Here is a 16,408-nt window from a genome sequence, read left to right as displayed (position 1 = left end):
GTGCCGGATTTCGACGGTTCTCCGGTGCGGCTCCTGACCGGACTCCGACCTGGCGCCCGTCCCCAGGGAGCTTGCCCGCAGGCTTTGCTCTGCTGCCTCGACCGCAACACAAAACCGCCTGCGGTGTTGCCGTCGAGGCAGCAGAGCAAAGCGTCCGCCCGGGTGCTCCGGTGTCGGCCGACGCGCGGGGACCGGTCCGGCGCGGCGGACGAGCGACGCACGGCACCATGCGGTGGCCTGCCGACGGGCGGCCCGGACCAGGAAGGAAGATGGTGGGATGCCGGAACCGTTGGACGCCGCCCTGACCGAGGTCCGGGCCCTGCTGCTCGACCCCGCGCTGACCCGCGCGGTCGCCGCCGGTCGCCGCCGTGGGCAGCGCCCCTCGGTGGTCCGCGCCGAGCTGCGCCCGGTCGCGCTCAAGGCCGGCCCCCGATTGCAGATCTCCACCTCCGACGGCGCCCGGCCGTACACCCGCAACGTGGCTCCGGGGGCGGAGGCCGGCGCGGCGGTCGACGCGCTGCTGGCCGAGCCGTTCGGCAACTGGCACGTGGAGACCGCGGACGCCACGCTCCAGCTCCGGGTGACCAAGTCCGGCGAGGCGCAGGTGCACCGGGCGGCGGCGAGCCGCCCGGACGCCGAGCCGGGTGGCCACGACCGCGCCAAGGAGTACCTGCTCGACCCGGGCGACCCGATCTTCGCCGAGATCGGCGGCTCGGCCGCCAAGCGCCGCCAGGTCGACGCGTTCCTGCGCGCGCTCGCCGCCACGCTCCCCGACGAGCTGACCGGCCCGCTGCGGGTGGTGGACCTGGGCTGCGGCAACGCGTACCTGACCTTCGCCGCGCACCGCTACCTGACCCAGCGGGGTCTCGACGTCGAGCTGGTCGGCGTGGACGTCCGCGAGGACCAGCGGCGGCGCAACACCGAGCTGGCCGAGCGGCTCGGCTGGGCCGACCAGGTCTCCTTCGTGGCCGGCACCATCGCCGACGCGGTGGTCGAGCCCGCCCCGGACCTGGTGCTGGCGCTGCACGCCTGCGACACCGCCACCGACGAGGCGCTGGCCCGCGCGGTGCGCTGGGACGCCCGGTGGGTGCTCGCCGCCCCGTGTTGCCACCACGACATCGCCGCGCAGCTACGCGCGCACCCGGCTCCCGCGCCGTACGAGCTGCTGACCCGGCAGGGCATCCTGCGGGAACGCTTCGCCGACGTGCTCACCGACTCGCTGCGCGCCGGCCTGCTCCGGCTGCACGGCTACCGGGCCGAGGTGGTGGAGTTCGTCGATTCCCGGCACACCCCGCGCAACCTGCTGATCCGGGCCCGCCGTACCGGCACCGGGCCGACCCAGGGGCAGCGGGCCGAGTACCGGGACCTGGTCGACCAGTGGCGGATCACGCCGCGCCTGGAGACGCTGCTGACCGAGGCCGGCCCGACAGCCTGAGACCGGCCGCCCCCGACGACCCCCTGAGGTCGGCGGCGGCGCGGGTCAGCGACGGCGGTCGCCGCCCCGGTCCCGCCCCGACCGCTCGCCCCCCGGGGCCCGGTCGAACACCGAGATCCGTTCCCGCGGAGATCGCTCGTCCTCGCCCGGCGCGGTGGGGAACGGGACGACCTTGCCCGAGGTCTCGGCGTTGCCGGCGGCGGCGAAGGCGTTCCAGGAGATGTCGACCAGCAGCCGCTTCAACTCGGCGTGCCGGACGGCGGCGCTGCGCTGCAACGCCAGCCGAATGCCGAGCACCACGCCGACCAGGGTGGTGGTGATCGCGCCGGTGGCGGCCAGCACGTGCGCGCCGGTGGCCTCGTCGCCGGTCAGCACCAGCACCAGCAGCCAGATCCAGCAGCCGAGGGCGAACACGCCGGCCTTGGCCACGAAGAACATACTGACCGCACCCGGGCGGTGCGGCACCGGAAGGACGGGGTCGGCCATGCTGCTCCTCATCGGTGCACCGGGACTCGTCAGCGCCACGTCGCTGGTGGCGCCGGCGCGTCGAGCTTAGTTGATACCTGTCTATCAACGCTGACCTCAGGACCAGCACAAATGCCGGGATGCGGCGCCCACCGACGCCGAAGTCCGGTCGGCGGGACGTTCGGGTCGATCGGTCGGCTGCTCCGACACCTTGTCGTACTACCCTGGGAGGGCGCACCGAATCTGGGCTCCGGCCGGAAAGGGAAGACCCCGCAGGAATGGGTTCCGCAGAGGTATCACCGCAGATGGCCTTCGCACGTTTCGTGCGACGTGCCATCGACGACGCCCGCGACGAGCGGGGTTGGACGGTGAGCGACCTGGCGGCGCACACCGGGGTCGGCCGCTCCACCGTCTTCCGTTGGCTCGCCGGCGACTGGCAGGACTATCCCGAGCTGGCCAAGGTGCGCGGGTTCTGCGCGGCCCTCGACCTGCCCGTCGCGGCGGCGTTCCGGGCGCTCGGGCTGCCCGACGCCGGTCCCGCGCCGCGTCGCCGGGCCGACGACTCCCCCGTCGAGGCGGACGTGCGGGTCATCCTGGAGCGGCTGGCCGACCCGACCGTGCCGGCCGAGGAGAAGCACCACATCCGCGACCTGCTTCGCTACCTGGCTCGCCGCCCGGTCCGCCGAGCCGGCTGAGCGACCGGTCCCCCCGGCCACCCGGCAGCCGCCGTCGTCGTCAGGGCACGGTGACGGTGAACTCGGCGGTGCGCACCACACCGGCCACCTGGAAGTCCAGGTACATCCGGTAGCGGCCCGGCCCGGGGGCGGTCACCCGGAAGGTGACCGTGTCGCCCGCCGGCGTCGCCACCGGGTGCACGTGCAGGTAGCCCAGGTCGCCTTCGCGGAGGGCGACCAGGTGGCCGTACGCGCCGAGGTAGCGTTCCAGCGCGACGGGGGCGCCACCGGCGCTGACGGTGAAGCGCAGCGGGAGGGCCCTGCCGACCTCCGGAGTGCCCTCGTACCCGACGGTGAGGCCGTCGACGGTCGTGGTGGTGGCCGGGGCGGGCAGCGGCCGTGGGGCGTAACCGCCGGGCGCGACCAGGTCCACCCCGAGGGTCGCCGCCGTCTGCCGGCCGTCGTCGGCGACCGCGGTGAAGTCGGCGTACGCCCGCCAGACGCCCGGCTGCTTGAGGGTCAGCGGTACGGACCAGGTGCCGTCGGGCGCCATCGTCGGGTGCAGGTGCTGGTAGCCGCTGAGGTCCCGGCGCACCACGACCAGGTGCATCGGCTTGTCGTGCACGACAGCGAACCGGGTGACCGGCCGCCGCCGCTCGTCGCGTACCTGGAAGCGGAACTCGCCGGCCCGGCCGACGCCGAACTCCACGGCCGACGGGGCGAGCGTGTGGCCGGCGGAGCTGATTGAGAGACCGCCGGCGCCGCTGTCGGCGGCCTGGTCGGTGCCAACGCCGTGGTCGTGCGCGCCGGTGCCGGGGGCGTGGGTGTGCTCGGCGGTGGCCGCGGCGGCGCTGGTCGCCGAGGGCGTGCCCGGGCCGGGGTTGGCCCGGCCGAGGCCGAAGCCGAGCAGCACCGCGAGCACCAGCCCGCCGACGGTCAGCGCCAGCCGCAGCGTGCTCCGGTCCGCCCCCGCCGGTTGGGCGTCGGGCACCCCGGAGCGCTCGCCGCCCACGGACTCGGGACGGACCGGCGGGGTGGGTGGGTGCTCAGGCACCGCCGACGGCCAGTTCGTACCCCGCCTCGTCCACGGCGGCCCGGACCGACGCCTCGGACAGCGGCGCGGTGCTGGTCACCGTCGCGGTGCCGGCGGCCAGGTCGACCCGCACCTCGTCGACGCCGGGCAGCGCGGACAGCTCCTCGGTGACCGCGCGCACGCAGTGCTCGCAGGTCATCCCGGTGACGGCATAGGTCTGCGTGACGGTTCCCTCGGCCATGCGCCCACGGTACCGCCGACCCGGCCGCCGTCCGCCGTACCGACGCCGAGCGTGGCGACTGTCCCAATCCACCCGCGCCGGGAACTTTCCACCCGCACCCGCCGACGACCAGCGAAGACCGCGGCGACTGCGGTGCGCCGCAGGGACCGGGAAGGGTGCCCCTCAGCCGGCGACGGCGAGGGCGAGGGGGAGCACGTCCGGGGCGCCGGCCCGGCGCAGCAGCCCGGCCACCATGGTCATCGTCCAGCCGGAGTCGACCAGGTCGTCGACGAGCAGCACCGGCCCGTCCAGTCCGGCCAGCGCGTCGGCAAGCTCGTCCGGCACGGCGAACGCGCCGTGCAGCGCGCGTACCCGCTGGGCGCTGTTGCCGCGCGGCCCGCCGGCCCCGGCCGTGCCGGTCGGGACCACCCGGCCGAGCAGCCGCAGCCGGCCCACCGCGGCGATCCGCTCGGCCAGCGAGCCGACCAGCGCGGGGTGCGTGCGGGACCCGATGGCGACCACGCCGGCCGGGCGGCGCGGCCACGGCTCGTCGCCGTGCGCCCACGCCTTCAGCACCTCCACCACCGCCGCCGCCACGTCGTCGGGGACCGGGCCGTCCGCCGCCTCCGGGCCGACCAGGCCGCGCAGTCGCCCACCCCAGCCCAGGTCCGACAGGCGTCCCACGGCCCGCCCCGGCAGCGCCTGCTCGCCGGGGGAAATCCGCCCCTTGAGGGGTACGCCGACCGCGTCCAGCCCGGTCGGCCAGAGCTTCTTCGGCGGGATCTCCACGCCGGGGCGGCCCAGGAAGGTCTGCGCGGCGGTCAGCGCGGCGTCGGAGACCTCGGGCGTGAACAGCGGCGCGGCGCAGCGGTCGCACCGCCCGCAGTCGCCCGCGCCGGCGTCGTCCAGGCACTCGCGCAGGTAGCGCATCCGGCAGCCGGCGGTGGTCGCGTACTCCCGCATGGCCTGCTGCTCGGCGGTGCGCGCCTGGGCGACGCGGCGCAACCGGGCCTCGTCGTAGACCCAGGGCTCGCCGGTGGCGAGCCAGCCGCCGCGGACCCGGCGGACCGCGCCGTCGACGTCGAGCACCTTGAGCATCAGCTCCAGCCGGGCCCGGCGCAGGTCGACGATCGGTTCGAGGGCCTGGGTGGAGAGCGGCCGGTCGGTCTGCAGCGCGCCGAGCACCGCCCGGACCTGCTCCTCGGGCGGGAAGGCGAGCGAGGCGAAGTAGCGCCAGATGGCCGCGTCCTCGACGCCGGGCAGCAGCAGCACCTCGGCGTGCTCCACGGCCCGGCCGGCCCGGCCGACCTGCTGGTAGTAGGCGATCGGCGAGGGCGGCGCGCCGAGGTGCACCACGAACCCGAGGTCCGGCTTGTCGAAGCCCATGCCCAGCGCGGAGGTGGCGACCAGCGCCTTGATCTTGTTGTCCAGCAGGTCCTGCTCGGCGGCCCGCCGGTCGGCGTCGTCGGCCTGCCCGGTGTAGGAGGCCACCGACCAGCCACGGGAGCGGAGGAACTCGGCCGTCTCCCCCGCCGCCGCCACGGTCAGGGTGTAGATGATCCCGGAGCCGGGGAGCCGGTCCAGGTGGTCGGCGAGCCAGGCCAGCCGGTGCGCCGGGCTGGGCAGGTCCAGCACGGCCAGCCGCAGCGACTCGCGGTCGAGGGTGCCGCGCAGCACCAGGGCGTCGCCCAACTGCTCGGCGACGTCGGCGGTGACCCGCTCGTTCGCCGTGGCGGTGGTGGCGAGCACCGGGGTGCGCTCGGGCAGGTTGCCGAGGAAGGTACGCAGCCGGCGGTAGTCGGGCCGGAAGTCGTGCCCCCAGTCGGAGACGCAGTGCGCCTCGTCCACCACCAGCAGCCCGGTGGTGCCGGCCAGCTTCGGCAGCACGGTGTCCCGGAAGTCCGGATTGTTGAGCCGTTCCGGGCTGATCAGCAGCACGTCCACCGCGCCGGCGTGGATCTCGGCGGTGATCTCGTCCCACTCGTCCAGGTTGGCGGAGTTGATGGTGCGGGCCCGGATGCCCGCCCGGGCCGCCGACTCCACCTGGTTGCGCATCAACGCCAGCAGCGGCGAGACGATCACGGTCGGCCCGTGCTCGCCGTGCTCCCGCAGCAGGGCGGTGGCCACGAAGTAGACCGCCGACTTGCCCCAGCCGGTGCGCTGGACGCACAGCACCCGGCGCCGGTCCACCACCAGCGCCTCGATCGCCCGCCACTGGTCCTCGCGGAGCCGGGCGTGCTCGCCGGCCAGCCGGCGCAGCACCGCCTCGGCCCGCTCCCGTACCGCCGCCCGATCCTGGCTCATCCGGCATTTCTACCAGCGGCGCCGGACATCTCCGAGCCGGCCGGGAGTTCGCCCGGTCACCGTGGCGCGGTCGACGGGGGCGTCGCGGGCGGCAGGGGTGGCAGGAAGAGGAGGACGTCGCGCAGGCCGTCACTGACCGTCGGCGGAAGCAGGCAGCGCCCGGCCAGTTCCTCCATCGACCCGAACGGACCGCGCAGCCAGCGGTCCATCACCACCTGGCGGCGCTGCTCCGCGCTGAGCCCCGGCAGCCCCGCGAGCACCTGGTCGGGAACCGCGTTGATGTCCACCAGCCCGCCGTCGTCGAAGGCCCGGGGCAGGTCGGGTCGGCCGATGGCCAGCTCGTGCCGGGCCGCCGGGTAGTGGTGCAGCAGGTAACGGGCCTGCTCGCGACGTACCCGGCGATGCTCGGCGAGGGGGTCCGACGGCGGGCTCCCGGTGCCGGTGATCGCCTGCCAGAGCCCACGGCTGAGCAGCACCACGTGCCCGGCCCCGAGCGGCCAGCAGACCGCCACCAGCCCCGTGACGAGCACCACCTCGACGTACGACGGTTCCGCTTCCGGGTCGCCGGTGGCCAGCACCCCGAACGCCACGGCCGCGGCGGCCAGGTACCCGACGGCCGCCAGCCCGAGCCGCCAGCTGCGCCGCCACAACGCGTACGCCCCGATCACCGCCCACGTGAAGCAACCGAACGAGAGCAGCGCCAGGGCGCCACCGGCGATGGTGCCCAGCGCGCTCGCCCAGCGGGGTGCCTGCCGGCGCGCCCGCGCGGGCGCCGGCGCCTCGGGCAGGAACGGCGGCGGCCCGCCGGGGTACCCCGCCGGGGTGGCCGCGAGCGGAGGTGGGGTCGGCACCGTGCCGGCCATGGCGTACGGATTCGGGCCCGGCGGCACCGGGACGGAACCCACCGGCATGGCGTCCAGAGCCGGACCACCCGATGTCGGACCGATCGGGCCGCCCGGCTCCGGGGCCTGGTCCTGGTCGGCGGAGCTGGGGTTGACCTGCTGCGGGACCTGAAGACCCGGGGCCGGCACCGGGGTGACCTGCCGCGGAACCTGATTCTCCGGAGCCGGCGCCGGGGTGGCGTGCGGCGGCTGGTTCCCCGCGGCGAGGGCGGGGCTCACCTGCTGCGGGACGTGATCCTCCGCAGCCGGGACCGGGATCGCCGGGGTCGGGGCCGGCGCGGGCGGGGCCACCGGGGCCGAGGCCGGCGGGGCCGAGGCCGGCGGGGCCGAGGCCGGCGGGGCCGAGGCCGGGGCCGGAGCGGGCGGGGCCGGAGCGGGCGGAGACGCCGGCGGGGGTGGGACGGGCTGCCCGGCCGTACCGGCGGGCACGAGCGCCGGATCGGAGCGCAGGATGCGCCGGTGCAGCTCCTGAAGCGCGTTGCCGGGCTCGATGCCGTACTCCTCGCGCAGCAGGTCGCCGATCTCCCGGTACGCGGCGAGCGCCTCGGCCTGCCGGCCGCTGCGGTAGAGCGCCAGCATGAGCTGGTGGCGCAGCCGCTCCCGCAGCGGGAACTCGGCCACCAGCTCCACCAGCTCGCCGATCAGCTCGCGGTGCCGGCCCAGCTCCAGCTCCAGCTCGGCCCGGGTCTCCAGGGCGGCGGCGCGCAGCTCGACCAGCCGGTGCCGCGCCGAGTCGAAGAGCGGACCGGGCAGGCCAGCCAGCGGTTCACCCCGCCACAGGTCGGTGGCCGCCCGCAGCTCGGCGACCGCGTCGGCGGGTCGCCCCTCGGCGCGCAGCCCGCGCGCCCGGTGCACCGAGCGTTCGAACAGGATGGCGTCCACCGCCTCCGGCGGCACCCGCAGCCGGTAGCCGGCCTCGGTGAGGGTGAGCACCTGACCCGGCGTACGTGGGGAGCGGTCCGGTTCCAGCACCCGGCGCAGCCCGGCGACGTACTTCTGCACGACGTTGGGGCCGTTGGCCGGCGGATCCTCCGGCCAGACCGCGTCGACGATCTGCCCGGTCGGCACCGCTCGGCCCGCGGCGAGCAGCAGCACGGCCAGCACGGCGCGCTGCTTGCCGGGGCCGGTGTCGATCTGCCGGTCGTCGTACCAGGCCCGCTGAGGACCGAGAATCTCGAAGCGCAGCGTTCCTGACATGCGAGTTTCCGCTCCTGACACCCCCGCTCGAGCCGGCGGCAGCCGCACGGCAGTCGGACGGCAGCATAGCGGCAGCCATCCCGCAGTGGCGGCCCGCAACATCGTCATCGGCAACACCGGACATCTGAGAAAGAGAAACCGATGACACAGCGCACCCGTACCGCCGGGCTCCTCCGTCGGGTCGTCACCACCTCCACCGCCGCCCTGGCCGCGACCGCCCTGGTCGCGGGCTGCGACGCCGGCGACGGCGACCGGGCGGCCGCGCCGGTGGGGTCGAGCGCCGCGCCGACGCCGAAGGCCGCGCTGCTCGCGGCCGTCCCCGACGGTACGGAGGGGACGTTCCGGTTCACCGGCCACGACTCGTCCAGCGACGTCTCCGGACTGGTCGACCCGACGGCGAAGGGGGCCGAGCTGACCACCGCCGTCAAGGACCCCGACCTGGGCTTCACCACCCGGATGTCGTTCCGGATCGTCGCCGACCAGACCTGGATGAAGGTGAAGTTCACCGGCACCAAGGGGCTGACCGGCCTGCCGAAGCTGCCCGATCGCTGGCTCAGGCTGGACCGCGCGCGACTCGCCGACGCCGCGAGCGCGCCGGTCTACGACGGCGTGGACGTCGGCAACACCGGGCCGCTGATCGAGGCGGCGACGGCGGTCGAGGAGAAGGGCGCCGGCCGGTACGCGGGGACCGTCGACCTGACCGCCGGCGAGGCGGCGAAGGTGCTCGAAGCCGAGGAGATGACCGCGCTCGGCGACGCGGCGAAGGCGGTGCCGTTCACGGCCGAGGTCGGCTCGGACGGCAACCTCGCCAAGCTGACCCTCCAGGTGCCGGCGGTGGGCCGGCACAAGGCGTACGCGTACGTGGTCGAGTACCGCGACTACGGCACCGCCCCGAAGGTCACCGCGCCGACGGGCGGCGCCGCGCAGGACGCGCCGAAGGTGGCGTACGAGCTGCTCAACGGCTGACGGAGAACGAGGAACGGGGACGCGGCCACACGGGGGGCCGCGTCCCCACTCACGTTGCAGGGGTCAGCGGCCGAGCACGGACCCGCCGTTGACCCCGAGCACCTGACCGGTGACGTACCCGGCCGAGGGGCCGGCCAGGTAGCGGACCGCCGCGGCGACGTCGTCCGGCTCGCCAGCCCGCCCGACCAGGGTGGCCGCGACGCGCTTGGCGTGCCCCTCGGGGGTCATCCGTTCGCCGAAGAACTCCGTGTCGGCGACGTAGCCGGGGCTGACCACGTTGACCGTGACCTGTTCCGGGCCGAGCTGGGTGGCCAGGTCGTACGCCCAGCCGTGCAGTGCCGCCTTCGCCGCCGAGTACGCCCCGCCGCCGCCCCGCTGGGCGGCGATCGAGCTGAGCAGGATGACCCGGCCGCCGGGGCGGCGCAGCGCCGGTCGCAGCGCCTCGGTCAACAGCACGGCGGTGAGCACGTTGGCGTCGAAGTTGGCGCGCCAGTGCGCGGCGACCCCGGCCAGCGTGCCGGTCTCCCCGCCGAGGTAGCCCCCGGCGTTGTTGACCAACACGTCGACCGCCCGCTCCCCCACCGCCTCGACGACGAGGTTCGCCTGCTCCGGGTCGGTCAGGTCGGCGACGACGCCGCGTACCGCGCCGGCCCGCCCGCACTCCGCCGAGATCCGCTCCGCCGCCGCGGCCAGCACCGCCGCCCGCCGCCCCACCACCAGCACGTCGAGCCCGTCCGCGGCCAACCCCGCCGCCACCGCCCGCCCGATCCCCGTTCCCCCACCGCTCACCACGGCCAACCGCTCCCCCACCGCCGCCTCCCCTACCGTCCCCAGCCAGAAACCCCGTCGATCATGAAGTTATCGCCACCGCCCACGGCGTGTCGCGGCAATAACTTCATGATCAACGGGGTCGAGGGGGGTGGGGGGTTAGTGGGGGCGGTGGTGGGTTAGGGCGGTGCGGAGGGGGGTTAGGCGAGAGGTGAGGCTGGCCAGGCCGCCGGGGAAGAAGTAGACGGCCAGGATGAAGACGGTGCCGAGGACGAACAGCGGCTGGCTCAGCGGGTGGCTGAGGAAGGCCGGGAGGCTCTCCACGGCGTCGCTGGTGCCGAAGGCGGTGAGGCGGTGGTCCAGGTACATGTAGAGGATGCCGCCGAGCACCGGACCCCAGCGGGTGCCGGGGCCGCCGAGCACCACCATCACCAGCAGCGACAGGGTCAGCTCCGACGAGGTGATGTGCGGCGAGGCGCCGCCGACGATCAGGCAGTAGACCACCCCGCCGCTCGCGGCGAGGCCGCCGGCCAGGGTGAACGCCACCAGCTTGAACCGGTACGGGTCGAGCCCGAGCACCCCGATCCGCCGCTCGTCGTCGCGCAGCCCGGCCAGCACCCGCCCGGTGGGCGAGCCGGAGACCCGGTGCACCACCAGGACCACCACCGCCAGGTACGCCAGCGCCAGCCAGTACAGGTTGACCGTGTTGGTCACCCCGACCAGGGCCGACGGCAGCCCGGACACGTCCAGCGGCAGCCCCTCCTCACCACCGGTCCACCCGCCGAAGTCCCGGGCCACCAGGATCGCGCCGACCTGGGCGAAGGCGAGCGTCACCATGGCGAAGGCGATCCCGACGGTGCGCAGCGCGACCGCGCCGAGCAGCGCGGCCAGGATCGTCGCCCCGGTGACGGTGAGCAGCGCCGCCTGCCACAGCGGCAGGCCGGCCCGGGTGACCAGGATGTCCGTGCCGTACACGCCGGCGGCGAAGTAGAGCGCGTGCCCGAACGAGAGCATCCCGGTACGGCCGAACAGCAGATCGTACCCGGCCGCCAGCCCGCCGAAGACCAGACACACGGCGAGCAGTTGCAGGGTCCCGGGTGAGTTCAGCGGCCCCTCGAAGATCCCCGGCAGGCTGACCGTCGAGTACGGCAGGATCGCCGCCACCGCCAGCGCCGCCAGCGGCAGCCACGGCCGTACGCCGTGCCAGCGGCGGCGTCCCGGAGTCAGCTCGTCGGGCACCGCCGCGGGCGGGGCCGGGACCTCGGGACTCTTGACCTCGGTCATGCCGTTGCCACCTTTCCGGCGAAGCCCTGCGGACGCAGCAGCAGCACCACGGCGAGCAGCCCGACCACGCAGATGTCGCCCAGTCCGGACTCGCCGTAGTAGTTGACGAACTGTTGCAGCAGCCCCACCGCGACCGCGGCGTACGCGGACCCGACCACCGAGCCCATCCCGCCGATCACCACCACGATGAACGCGAAGATCAGCAGCGAGCCGCCCTGGCCGGGCGAGACGGTGCCGAAGTAGACGCTGCCGAGCGCGCCGGCCAGCGCGGCGGCGGCCCCGCCGATCGCGAAGACCAGGGTGAACGCCTTGCGGACGTCGATCCCGAGCGCGGTCACCATCTCCCGGTTCTCCACCCCGGCCCGGATCACCAGGCCGTAGCGGGTCCAGCGGAGGAAGGCGAGCAGCGCGCCGAGCACCAGCACCGCCGTGACGATCAGCAGCAGCCCGCCGTTGGGCACGTTCGCGCCGAGGATCGAGGTCACCTGACGGGTCCACTCGGGACGCGGGAACGGGCGGGCGTCGGCGCCCCAGGTCGCCTGGAGCAGCGCCACCCCGGCCAGCGACAGGCCGACGGTGACCAGCACCTGCTCGATGGTCCGCGAGTAGAGCGGCCGGATCAGCACCAGCTCCACCAGCACCGCGACGAGGGCACCGGCGAGCACCCCGAAGGCGACAGCCACCACGAAGCCGAACCCGTCGGAGCCGGCGCCGGGCAGGTTGCCCGCGGCCCACCAGGTCGCGTACGCGCCGACGCCGAGGAAGAGCCCGTGCGCGAAGTTGAGCACATCGGCCAGGCCGAAGACCAGGGAGAGCCCGGAGGCGACCAGGAAGTAGAGCGCCGCCAGGCCGAGCCCGGTCAGCGCCAGCAGGATCACGGTGTTCACGAGTGCACCTCCGCCGAGCCGACCCCGAGCAGCGACTTGGTCAGTCCGGTCTCCAGCAGCAGTTCCTGGGCGTTGCCGGCCCAGGCCACCCGGCCGGCGGCGAGGACCACCGCGTCCCGGGCCAGCCGCCGGACCACGGCCAGGTTCTGCTCGACCAGCAGCACCGGCACGGACTCGGCCACCCGTTCCAGCACCTCGGCCACCTCAGTCACCACCTTCGGCGCCAACCCCTTGGTCGGCTCGTCGACCAGCAGCAGCCGGTTGTCGTTGAGCAGCACCCGGCCGATGGCGAGCATCTGCTGCTGCCCGCCGGAGAGCGAGCCGGCCCGTTGCCGTCCGCGCCGGTCCAGCTCCGGGAAGAGCGCGAAGACCTTGTCGTACGCAGGGATGGTCCCCCGCCGCTCGGCCAGCCGCAGGTTTTCCGCGACGGTCAGGCCGGCGAAGACGCAGCGGTCCTCCGGCACGTAGCCCAGCCCACCGCGGACCAGCCGGTGGGTGGGGCGGGCGAGCAGGCTCTGCGCGCCCATCCGGATGGCGCCCCGGACCTCGCCGTTGCGCGGCGTCAGGCCGACGATCGCGCGCAGCGTGGTGGTCTTGCCGACGCCGTTGCGCCCGAGCAGCACGGTGACGCCGGTCGGCGCGACCGTGAACGACACGCCCTGGAGGATGTGCAGCCCGGCGATCCGCACGGACAGGTCCTCCACGCTGAGAACGGGCTCGGTCATAGCGATTCCCCCAGGTACGCCTCCTGGACGGTGGCGTTGGCCATCACCGTGTCCGGGGTGTCGCAGGCCAGCAGCGCGCCGTGGTGCATCACGGCGATCCGGTCGGCGAGTTCCAGGATCACGTCCATGTGGTGTTCGACCATCAGCACCGCCCGACCGCTGTCGCCGGTCAGCGACTTGATCACCGCGACCAGCTCGGGCACGTCCTCGGCGCTGACGCCGGCCATCGGCTCGTCCAGCAGCATCACCCGGGGCTCCCCGGCGAGCAGCAGGGCGATCTCCAGCTTGCGCTTCTCGCCGTGGGCGAGGGTGCCGGCGAGCGCCGCGCCCCGGTGGTGCAGGCCGACGCGGTCGAGCGCCGCGTCGGCGGCGGCGGCCACCTCCCGGTCGGCCGCCGCCCGCCGCCACAGCTTCATCGAGCCCCCGCGGTACGCCTGCACCGCGAGCCGGACGTTCTCCCGGACGGTGAGCGAGCCGAAGACCGAGGACGCCTGGAAGGTGCGTCCCAGCCCGAGGCGGGCCCGCCGGTGCGGGGGGAGGGCGGTGACGTCCTCCCCGTCCAGCAGGATCCGACCCTCGGTGGGCCGGCGCAGGCCGGTGATCAGGTTGAACAGGGAGGTCTTGCCGGCGCCGTTCGGCCCGATCACGCCCAGGAACTCCCCGGGCGCCAGGTCGAGGTAGACGCTGTCGACGATGGCGACCTCTCCGATCCGCCAGGTCAGACCGCGGGTGGCGAGCACGGTTCAGCCCTTCATCTGGGTGACCGGCGGCGCGGTCTCGTCACCGGTCAGGCTCTTCTGGGCGGCGGCGGTGAACGCGGTGCCGCTGCCGGAGAGCTTGGCCTGGTACATCGGCTGGAGCAGCGCGTGGTCGCCGGCGCGGATGGTCATCGACCCCTTCACCCCGTCGAACGTCCAGCCTTCGAGGGCCTTGACCATCTTGTCGACGTCGTCGCCCCCCTCCTGCACGGCGCGGACGACCATCTGCGCGGCGGCGAAGCCGTCCGGGTGGAACAGGTCGATGGTCCCGCCGGGGATCTTCGCCTTGGCGGCCTTCGCGGCCTCGGTGTCGCTGGCCCCGTCGAAGTAGTGCGACAGGAAGGAGATCTTGCTGCCCGCGGCGCCGAAGGTCGGCCAGGAGGCGCGAATGTCCAGGCCGGTGACGACCGTGGTCGAGCTCAGCACGCCCTGCTGGTCGAGGGTCTGCCACATGGCCGGGGCGGTGGTGCCGGCCCAGGCGACGAAGAGCAGGTCCGGCTTGGCGGCCTTGATCTGGCTGGCGAACGGGGTGAACTCGGAGGCGTTGGCCGGGGCGCGGACGCTGCTGACGCTGGCACCGGCGCCGCCGATGACGGCCTTGACGGCGGCCTCGTTGGCGTCGCCGAAGGCGCCGTCCTGCGCGAAGACGACGACCTTCTTGCCGGCCGGGTCGCCGATGAACGACTTGGCGGTCACCACGTCCTGGTACGACTGCCGGCCCGAGCGGAACGTGTACTTGTTCGCGCCGGTGAGCGCGTCGGTGGCGGCCGGACCGGAGATGAACAGCACCTTGTTCTGGGCGGCGATCGGGGCGACCTGCAGCGCGACGCCGGACGCGGTGGAACCGGCAACGATCTTCGTACCCTTGCCGATCAGGTCCTTGGCGGCGGAGACCGCCTTGGCCGGGTCGCCGGCGTCGTCGACCTCGGTGAGCTCGATCTTGCGGTCACCGACCTTGCCGGTGCCCTTGGTGGCGTAGTCGAGGCCGGCCTTGAACCCCTCGATGTACTGCTTGCCGTAGCTGGCCAGCGCACCCGACTGGGAGTACACCAGGCCGACCTTGACCGGGGCGGCGGAGTCACCGCCACCCGAGGCGGTGTCCTGCGGGCTGCCGCAGGCCGTGGCGGCGAGCGCCGCGGCCATCATCGTGGCGGCGGAGAGGAACGCCCGCCGCGTGTGCCGGACCGTCATCGCGACTCCAGGTGAGGACAGGAAGCATGTTGTCGGCTCACGCTAGAAGTGACGTCACCCACGGGCTATGTGGCCCCGGCACACAAGTGATGCGGACGGGGTGGCCGACCGTAACAATCGGCGGTCGGGTGAAAGTTACCTCCCGCTTCGTGGTGGCTTGTACCGCCACCACCCGGCCCGCCCCTGTGTCGCGTCCCGCCATCGCCCCCGGCATCTCCGGCCGTTTCTCATTCCGCCCGCCCTCCGCTGTCGCTCGCCGCGTTCGCCGCCACTCGCGCGGTCCGCTCCTCCCCACACGGCCGCCACGGTTCACCGGTGGAACACCACGGGTGTCAGCGCGGGCGTACGGCCTGCGCGTCCTCGGCCGACACGGTGGTGCCACCGCCGTCCACTCCGGGCAGAAAGCCGAGCGCCCGGGTGATCGCACGGGCGAGGCGCAGCGCGGCGGGCAGGTCGGTGGCGACCACGTTCTTCTCGGTGGTCAGCGCCAGGTCCCGCCGAGCGTTGGCCAGCTCAGCGGCGACCCGATGGAGGAACGCGTGCACCTCGACCGGGTCGAGTCCGCGTCGTACCTGATGGAACTGCTGCTCGCGGATCTGTCCCGCGGTCAGCGGCCGGCACGACTCCGAGCGGTACCAGCCGGCGTTCGGCGGACGGTGCGGGTGGCGCCGCGAGGCGCGGCGGAACAGGGAGAGCACGTTGCGCATGAGCCACCTTCCGGTCGTCGCGTCATCGCGTCATCGCGGGTCGTCGCGCTGGAAGGCGGCCCGGTCCACCGATAGGGGACGCGGACCGGGCCGCCGGCCCCGCGACCGCAGCCCTCCTCGGCGGTACGACCCCGGAGCCAACCTTGGGTGTCCGCCCCCAGGGTTTGCCGAACCAACCGGAGCCGGACATCCAGCAACCTACTACAGCAGTTACAGCAAGTCGACCCCACACGGTTACGTCAGCTCTACTTATTGCAGTTACTCAAGCAAGTCAGGCATGATCGGACCTGCCGAACCAACCGGAGTCCTCACCATGCCCACTGCACAGCCATCATTCCGGCGCATAGTCGACGAGATCGCCGGCAAGATCAAGAGCGGCGAACTGAAGCCGGGCGACAAGCTCCCGTCTACCAGCGAACTTGCCAAGATCTACGACGTCAGCACCGGCACGGTGTACCGCGCCCTCTCACTGCTGCACGACCGTGAACTGATCATCGGTCAGCCCGGCCGTGGCACTTACGTCGCGGAGCGCCCGGCGCAGTAGGGGTTCTAAGCCTTCCGAGCTGATGTCGTAAACGACTCAGCGATTCGATGCCGCGCGCCATCCCACAGATCGTGCTCGTCCGCCTGGTAGTGGCCCGCTGCGGCCGAGCGACAGCACCACTTCCAGCATGGAGCGCAAGCTCCGCCCGCCGCGGCATCCGCCCCGACAGGGCTGATTCGTTTACGTCATCAGCTCTAAAGGGCCGCATGACACCACCTGACTCCCCGCAGCGACTGCGGCTCGGCCCAGGTCATCAGGCTCCGCTCGGAGAGCCCGGCCCCGCTCGGCTCCGTTCCGCCGAAACGGGGGTGCCCGACTGGACCGGACACCCCCTTTTCGCGTACCCGA

At 73.9% G+C, this 16,408-nt stretch carries 15 protein-coding genes and 1 pseudogene; 4 read left to right on the top strand and 12 right to left on the bottom strand.

Features of this window, described 5'->3' with window-relative positions:
- Positions 1–277: 277 nt before the first annotated feature.
- Positions 278–1,435: a class I SAM-dependent methyltransferase gene (locus GA0074696_RS06060; protein ID WP_088960191.1), complete on the top strand. Its 1,158-nt coding sequence runs from the start codon at positions 278–280 to the stop codon at positions 1,433–1,435.
- A 45-nt stretch (positions 1,436–1,480) separates the two neighbouring features.
- On the opposite strand, the gene GA0074696_RS06055 is transcribed toward GA0074696_RS06060, so the two are convergent.
- The gene (locus tag GA0074696_RS06055) at positions 1,481–1,921 is read right to left on the bottom strand and encodes a hypothetical protein (protein WP_088960190.1); all 441 of its coding nucleotides are present in this window, start codon (positions 1,919–1,921) and stop codon (positions 1,481–1,483) included.
- Between the two features lie 257 nt (positions 1,922–2,178).
- Between GA0074696_RS06055 and GA0074696_RS06050 the strand changes: the two genes are divergently transcribed.
- Complete coding sequence (locus GA0074696_RS06050; protein ID WP_088960189.1) at positions 2,179–2,595, top strand: helix-turn-helix domain-containing protein; 417 nt, start codon at positions 2,179–2,181, stop codon at positions 2,593–2,595.
- Positions 2,596–2,635: 40 nt separating this feature from the next.
- On the opposite strand, the gene GA0074696_RS06045 is transcribed toward GA0074696_RS06050, so the two are convergent.
- The 4 genes from GA0074696_RS06045 to GA0074696_RS30665 all read right to left on the bottom strand — a co-directional run bounded on the left by GA0074696_RS06045 (position 2,636) and on the right by GA0074696_RS30665 (position 8,230).
- Positions 2,636–3,628 (bottom strand): hypothetical protein, encoded by a 993-nt coding sequence (locus GA0074696_RS06045; protein WP_407940554.1) that lies wholly within the window; start codon positions 3,626–3,628, stop codon positions 2,636–2,638.
- Positions 3,621–3,848 carry a heavy-metal-associated domain-containing protein gene (locus tag GA0074696_RS06040; protein WP_088960188.1) on the bottom strand — a complete coding sequence of 76 codons (228 nt, stop codon included), beginning with the start codon at positions 3,846–3,848 and terminating at the stop codon, positions 3,621–3,623. The genes GA0074696_RS06045 and GA0074696_RS06040 overlap by 8 nt, the downstream gene beginning before the upstream one ends.
- Positions 3,849–4,010: 162 nt before the next feature.
- Positions 4,011–6,131: a RecQ family ATP-dependent DNA helicase gene (locus tag GA0074696_RS06035; protein WP_088960187.1), complete on the bottom strand. Its 2,121-nt coding sequence runs from the start codon at positions 6,129–6,131 to the stop codon at positions 4,011–4,013.
- A 56-nt stretch (positions 6,132–6,187) separates the two neighbouring features.
- Positions 6,188–8,230 carry an AfsR/SARP family transcriptional regulator gene (locus tag GA0074696_RS30665; RefSeq protein WP_157745828.1) on the bottom strand — a complete coding sequence of 681 codons (2,043 nt, stop codon included), beginning with the start codon at positions 8,228–8,230 and terminating at the stop codon, positions 6,188–6,190.
- Positions 8,231–8,371: 141 nt separating this feature from the next.
- On the opposite strand from GA0074696_RS30665, the gene GA0074696_RS06025 reads away from it, so the two are divergent.
- A complete protein-coding gene (locus GA0074696_RS06025) occupies positions 8,372–9,196 on the top strand; it encodes a hypothetical protein (RefSeq protein ID WP_088960186.1) in 825 nt (274 codons plus the stop codon).
- A gap of 63 nt (positions 9,197–9,259) precedes the next feature.
- Here the strand turns inward: GA0074696_RS06025 and GA0074696_RS06020 are convergent, their stop codons facing one another.
- The 7 genes and pseudogenes from GA0074696_RS06020 to GA0074696_RS31660 all read right to left on the bottom strand — a co-directional run.
- A complete protein-coding gene (locus GA0074696_RS06020; RefSeq protein WP_088960185.1) occupies positions 9,260–10,006 on the bottom strand; it encodes an SDR family NAD(P)-dependent oxidoreductase in 747 nt (248 codons plus the stop codon).
- Between the two features lie 117 nt (positions 10,007–10,123).
- Positions 10,124–11,248 carry a branched-chain amino acid ABC transporter permease gene (locus GA0074696_RS06015; protein WP_088960184.1) on the bottom strand — a complete coding sequence of 375 codons (1,125 nt, stop codon included), beginning with the start codon at positions 11,246–11,248 and terminating at the stop codon, positions 10,124–10,126.
- Positions 11,245–12,135, bottom strand: a complete 891-nt coding sequence (locus GA0074696_RS06010; RefSeq protein WP_088960183.1) for a branched-chain amino acid ABC transporter permease — start codon at positions 12,133–12,135, stop codon at positions 11,245–11,247. The genes GA0074696_RS06015 and GA0074696_RS06010 overlap by 4 nt, the downstream gene beginning before the upstream one ends.
- On the bottom strand, positions 12,132–12,860 hold the full coding sequence (locus tag GA0074696_RS06005; protein WP_088960182.1) for an ABC transporter ATP-binding protein: 729 nt from the start codon (positions 12,858–12,860) through the stop codon (positions 12,132–12,134). The genes GA0074696_RS06010 and GA0074696_RS06005 overlap by 4 nt, the downstream gene beginning before the upstream one ends.
- Positions 12,857–13,600: an ABC transporter ATP-binding protein gene (locus tag GA0074696_RS06000; RefSeq protein ID WP_088960181.1), complete on the bottom strand. Its 744-nt coding sequence runs from the start codon at positions 13,598–13,600 to the stop codon at positions 12,857–12,859. The genes GA0074696_RS06005 and GA0074696_RS06000 overlap by 4 nt, the downstream gene beginning before the upstream one ends.
- Before the next feature lie 3 nt (positions 13,601–13,603).
- Positions 13,604–14,809 carry a substrate-binding domain-containing protein gene (locus GA0074696_RS05995; RefSeq protein WP_088960180.1) on the bottom strand — a complete coding sequence of 402 codons (1,206 nt, stop codon included), beginning with the start codon at positions 14,807–14,809 and terminating at the stop codon, positions 13,604–13,606.
- A 521-nt stretch (positions 14,810–15,330) separates the two neighbouring features.
- A pseudogene (locus GA0074696_RS31660) lies at positions 15,331–15,516 on the bottom strand (DivIVA domain-containing protein); the annotation flags it as partial.
- Positions 15,517–15,793: 277 nt separating this feature from the next.
- Here GA0074696_RS31660 and GA0074696_RS05985 point away from each other — a divergent pair.
- Entirely contained in the window at positions 15,794–16,060 is a 267-nt protein-coding gene (locus GA0074696_RS05985; RefSeq protein ID WP_231925276.1) for a GntR family transcriptional regulator, read from the top strand.
- The last annotated feature ends 348 nt before the right edge of the window (positions 16,061–16,408 follow it).

It is taken from the genome of Micromonospora purpureochromogenes (assembly GCF_900091515.1).
In the GTDB taxonomy this organism is placed as follows: domain Bacteria; phylum Actinomycetota; class Actinomycetes; order Mycobacteriales; family Micromonosporaceae; genus Micromonospora; species Micromonospora purpureochromogenes.
The sequence above is the reverse complement of the archived record's forward strand: the minus strand, read 5'-3'. Positions and strand labels throughout refer to the sequence as shown.